Origin of the sequence: Mesorhizobium sp. M7A.T.Ca.US.000.02.2.1, assembly GCF_003996995.1 — a bacterium.
Taxonomy (GTDB): domain Bacteria; phylum Pseudomonadota; class Alphaproteobacteria; order Rhizobiales; family Rhizobiaceae; genus Mesorhizobium.
The window spans coordinates 1-644 of sequence record NZ_RZTT01000866.1; the positions used below are offsets into that span (position 1 = coordinate 1).

A 644-nucleotide genomic window follows, 5' to 3' on the forward strand; every position below is an offset into this window, starting at 1 on the left:
CTCTGATGCGCCGTCAGCACGAACTGGTAGACCCGGTTGTTCGGCTTCGTCACCACGCTCATGTTCGTGGTAGCGTTCGGTTCGCGCGGCTTCACGAACAGGTGGTTGCCGGTCGGAGCCACTTCCCATGCCAGTGAATCACCCATGGCGACGCTACCGACCGTCTCGCCGTCGCCCAGCTGGATGTGCGTGACAAACCCGTAGTGGCCCACGATGCGCACCACGTTGTTGCCGTCGTAGTTCACCGTCTTGACCCGCTGATCGGCCGCACCGCCGACCGGAAGCACTTCGGCCTTCACCGAACCGGCGACGCCCATGGCCAATGCTGCTGCAATAAGTGCACGCTTCATGCTCAGCCCCCCACTTCCGGATCGTTGCGGTAATCGGTGACCTCGAAGCCGATCGGATTGACCAGGCGGTCATCCTCGCTCATCGGAGCGTTCGAGTAGCGGAACGTCACCGTGGCCAGCCAAATCGAACGGGTCGCCGCGTCGTTGGCCCGGATCGTCTTTTCGTAGCGGATGCTGGCGATGTTCGGTGCGAGGAACGACACGTTCAGGATGCGGATATTGACCGTGCCGCCGCCGGCGTAGACCTTCAACGGCGACTTCGGATTTTCCGGCTTGAACCACTCGTGGTACAGG

At 62.1% G+C, this 644-nt stretch carries 2 protein-coding genes; both read right to left on the reverse strand.

Annotated elements, in window-relative coordinates; genetic code table 11:
* Positions 1-350 (reverse strand): TrbG/VirB9 family P-type conjugative transfer protein (locus tag EOD15_RS35185; protein ID WP_185929183.1); only part of this gene is annotated, 350 nt, incomplete at its 3' end.
* A 2-nt stretch (positions 351-352) separates the two neighbouring features.
* On the reverse strand, positions 353-644 hold a 292-nt coding region (locus EOD15_RS35190; RefSeq protein WP_210212223.1), incomplete at its 5' end, for a type IV secretion system protein.